The organism is Pseudomonas sp. P5_A12, assembly GCF_056400685.1.
Window position 1 is genome coordinate 1 of sequence record NZ_JBFUKU010000369.1, and the last position, 4528, is coordinate 4528.

The 4528-nt window shown below is 50.3% G+C and carries 4 protein-coding genes; all 4 read left to right on the forward strand.

Annotated features, from left to right (window positions below):
* Window positions 1-2084 (forward strand): RHS repeat-associated core domain-containing protein (locus tag AC1DSG_RS28025; RefSeq protein ID WP_477793774.1); only part of this gene is annotated, 2084 nt, incomplete at its 5' end.
* Complete coding sequence (locus tag AC1DSG_RS28030) at window positions 2081-2494, forward strand: hypothetical protein (protein WP_477793775.1); 414 nt, start codon at window positions 2081-2083, stop codon at window positions 2492-2494. The genes AC1DSG_RS28025 and AC1DSG_RS28030, both read left to right, overlap by 4 nt.
* 381 nt (window positions 2495-2875) lie before the next feature.
* A complete protein-coding gene (locus AC1DSG_RS28035; RefSeq protein ID WP_477793776.1) occupies window positions 2876-3901 on the forward strand; it encodes a hypothetical protein in 1026 nt (341 codons plus the stop codon).
* A gap of 388 nt (window positions 3902-4289) precedes the next feature.
* The coding region (locus AC1DSG_RS28040; RefSeq protein WP_477793777.1) for a DUF6429 family protein at window positions 4290-4528 on the forward strand (239 nt) is incomplete at its 3' end.

The window sequence follows — 4528 nt, forward strand, 5'->3', positions numbered from 1 at the left end:
ATGCAGCTGACCGCCTGACGCAAGTCACCCTACCCGGCGGCGCCAGCCGTGCGTTCACCTACAACCCATATGGCCGCGTCACCGCAGAACGCGATGAGCTAGGCCGCGTGACACGCTACGAATACGCCGACGGCCTGCATTTGGTCAGTCGTCGCATCAACCCGGACGGCAGCCAGTTGAGTTATCGCTACGACAACTCGCGCCTGCTGCTGACCGAGATCGAAAACGAACGTGGCGAACACTACCACCTCGATTACCACGCCAACGGCCTGATCCAACAGGAAACCGGTTTCGATGGGCGCCGCACCGCTTACGAGTACGACCTCAACGGCCAGTTGCTGAAGAAAACCGAGTTCGGTGACGACGGCAGCGAACTGACTACCGAGTACCAGCGCGATGCAGCTGGCCGCCTGCTGGTCAAAACCCTGACCGATGGCGAACAAATCCACTACAGCTACGACGCCTTCGGCCGCCTGGTCAATGTTGATGACGGCAACTGGCCGCTAGCGTATGAATACGATCTGCAAGACCGGCTGATCACCGAACACCAAGGCTGGGGCACGTTGCGTTACAAGTACGACACGCTCGGCCAACTCAGCCACTGCCGCCTCCCGGACGGCAGCAAACTCGACTATCGCCACCAGCGCGGCGGTCAACTGAGCAGCATCGACCTCAACGGCTCGCGACTGACCACGCACCAGTTCAGCGCCGGTCGGGAACTCCAGCGCCAGCAAGGTCTGTTGCTGAGCCAATACCAGTACGACGAACAAGGCCGTCTGCAAGCACACAGCGTCAGCCAAAAAGATCGAAATCTGTTCCACCGTCGCTACGCCTACGACGCCACTGGCAACCTCGCCGGCATCGACGACAGCCGAAAAGGCAATCGCAGCTACCACTACGACCCGCTCGACCGCCTGATCAACGTCCGTGGCAGCACCCCGGAAAGCTTCGCCCACGACCCTGCCGGCAACTTGCTCGGCCAAGGCGACCAACCCACCGCGAACCTGGCCAACATCAAAGGCAACCGCCTGCTGATGCAAGGCGACAGCCATTACGACTACGACGCCTACGGCAACCTGATCCGCGAACGTCGCGGCACCGGGCAGAAACTCGTCACCGAATACCGTTACGACTGTCAGCACCGCCTGATCCGCGCCAGCCTGCCGGGCGGCAGTGTCGCGTCCTACAAGTACGACGCCTTCGGTCGGCGTATCGAAAAAACTGTCGATGGCAGCAGCACCGAATTTCTGTGGCAAGGCGAACGCCTGATCGCCGAAAGCGCTGACAACCGTTATCGCACTTACATTTATGAACCGGGCAGCTTTCGACCGTTGGTGATGCTTGATGGCGAAGGCCCGCTGAAAGCGACACCGTTTTACTACCAGCTCGATCATCTGGGTACGCCGCAGGAACTGACCGATTACAGCGGTGAGATCATGTGGTCGGCCAAGTACCGCGCCTATGGCAACCTCGCGGCACTGGACGTCGCCGAAATCGACAACCCGCTGCGGTTTCAGGGGCAGTATTTCGACGCGGAGACAGGCTTACACTACAACCGGCACCGCTACTACAATCCGGGGACTGGGCGGTATCTGACGCCGGATCCGATCAAGCTTGCGGGTGGGTTGAATAACTACCAGTACGTGCCTAATCCTACGGGGTGGGTGGATCCGTTGGGGTTGACAAGTTGCCCTAAGGTTGGCGGTAGTAAGACGGAAATTGGGCGTGAAGACCCACCAGTTAAAGTAACTATAGACGAAGGGTCCCCTCCCCCCCCATCTCCGGCAAAACGGGATAAATGGAGTCGGGAGCCTAAAAGCATTCAGGATCAGATGACATTACAGTCGGCAAAAGAGGGCAAAGGAACCCTCATTATCGAGAACCTAAATGATCCTACCTACAAAGGAATGGATAAAATGGAGCTCAAGATAAAATCGAAGAATGGAAATGACTCTGTAGTACATTATGTGCATAACCCAAAGACCGGGGAACTCATGGATTTCAAGTTCAAAAAACACAGCACGGATGATATTAGACCTTGGGAAAATGACCCGTCAGTGCCGCCCGGAGTTTTCGAAAAATGAAAGTAATCTGCAAACTCAACAACCTAAATGACATATCGGATTTAGAAGTCGCAGCTCGTTTAAAACGCTACATATTCATGCCTGACGGAGAGCTAGACTTACAACTAGGCAAGGAATATACGGTCTACGGAATAGAGTTTCGGGATAATTGCCCTTGGTTTTACATATGCCAAGAAGATGACGACGAATATCCAAAACCTTTCCCTGCGGACATTTTCGGCATCACCGACGATCGACTCTCACCCTACTGGAAACTATTATTTATAAATCAAGATAACGGCAAACACAAAAGTTCTTTTAATTTTCAAGAATGGGCAGATGATATTAGCTTTTATGAGAACTTAATTGATGGCGACGAACAAGCAGTTGCCACATTCTCAAAGTATAAAAAACTTATGGATATAGAGTAGCTCGTAAAAAAAACAAAAAGTAGGGATTTATTTTCACGAGAAAATAAATCCGCCCCCCTTCTCGCTCCGTTGTTCGCGTTCCATTGGGGTCTAAATAGATGAAGGTGAGGATACTACACATCATTGAGCCCACGATGTTCGGAACAGCTGTGGAGTTCTCCACAACGTATGGAGTTGGTAGATCGCTCTTTTCTTGCCCACAAATCCAAGAAAACCAGACATATGATTTAGAAATTGATATAACAACAAAGGGGACGGATTTATTTTCACGGACAAAAAAAATGGGACAAATTTATTTTTTGCACACAAAAATAAATCCCCCTCTTAGGTAATAACCAACGTTTTTTATCCCAGGATTATCACTCACAAAGGACTAAACCCTTGATTCGCATAGCTCAATCTTTCGCTCTTTTTTTTACATTAACCCTGTCTCTTGAAGCAATAGCACTTTCAGTTCATTCAGAGCAACGACCAGACGGCACTACCTTTTTAATACTTAGTACTGCTCCACCGCCTGCAACGCCACCTAATCTTAATGAAGATCCAGCAATACGTTTGGCACTCGTTGATTTTTTGGGATACGCAACAGGCAGTTATACCAATGATGGGGCAATGATCGTGGCGCAGGTATTGGATTCACTAGACTCAGAATTTTCTGTGTTTGAAGAGGGTGTTCCGGCAGGGCAGAAGCTGATCACTGCCATGGATGATGGTAACAATGGTGCTGAGCGTGGCGCGCTTTTGGTGGACGATCAAGGCCAATTAATCGCCGTTGGATTAGTCAATGGACATTGCACCATAAAATCAAGTAAAGAGTCGGTTACTTGCAATCCATTTCCCGAAACCGTATTGACGATTTTTCAACCGAAGGGAGCAAACAAAAACAGCAGCGATCCAATCATAGCGTGGAGCAAACAGTTGCCCCCGATGCTGGCGATCAGGGCGAGAAGTGAAGATCCCGAAGCAAGAGCTCAAGCGCAGAGAATTTCCACGATTGAATACATCACCACAGATCCAAAAAAATCCTCGTGGAACGCATCTCAGCTTCCCTCCGATTTTCCCAAAGCAATGTTGCCTCTACTACCAAAGAACACACATTTGCTAGGTGCGGGCGTCGATGGATACTTCACTACGCCGGGCCTGAAAGGAGCGCCAATTTATGGCGACTATGATGAACTTGCCGGTCGGCCACGGCATGATTTTGAGGTTTTGCTTAGAACGTATACTGCTTTCTCTGACGTCGTGAGTTTCTATAAACAGCAAGCTATAGGCGCTGAATTCAGTATTTATGGCAATAAAGCCCTAATTGAGGGTGTCGCCGGAGGTGGAACCTACAAAATCGAGATAAAGGATAAGGAGGAAAAAGGAACAGCCATCACTTTTTCTGGGTGGAGAAAGGAAGTTTAGCCGTTGAACCAACTCACTCAGCTTGACCTTTGCATATTATCTTGACTTGCAGTCAATTTCTCGCTGGTAACTTTACTTGGTGGTCACTGCGTCTCTTGGCGAGACGATTACAGGCTTAGATACCAAAAAAACGGGCGATCAAGCGATCGCCCGTTTTCTATAAATTCACGCTAGCGATCCAGCAACTGGTAGTGACGGGTGAGTTGTTAAATAAAAAATGGGACGGGTTCATTTTCCCTGATGAAAATAAATCCGTCCCCTTTTATCCTCGGAACTGCTCGCTGGCGTCGCCTAGCTGAGCGCGCTACTCTTATGTAAGTTGGCAGGGATCATGGGGCGCCCATCTCAAACTCGACGATCCCTTTTGGATATGAGCGGAGCAATGATCATGGAATACGACGACAAATTGATTGAAAACGCAGTGCTTGCCCTGTTGGCAACCTTCAGTTCCGACAAAGGAAATGCCTGGAAAGGGTTCGACTTCGAGACCATGAACCGATTGCATGAACATGGTTTCATCAGTAATCCGGTGAACAAGAGCAAATCGATTTGGTTGACTACAGAAGGACTGGAGCGAGGTAGGCAAATAGCCGACCAGTTGTTTGGTGTGAGAACTGCATGCAACCC

Coding starts and splice junctions, on each gene's coding strand:
- AC1DSG_RS28030 (WP_477793775.1), top strand. CDS start 2,081: ATGAAAGTAATCTGCAAACTCAACAACCTAAATGACATATCGGATTTA.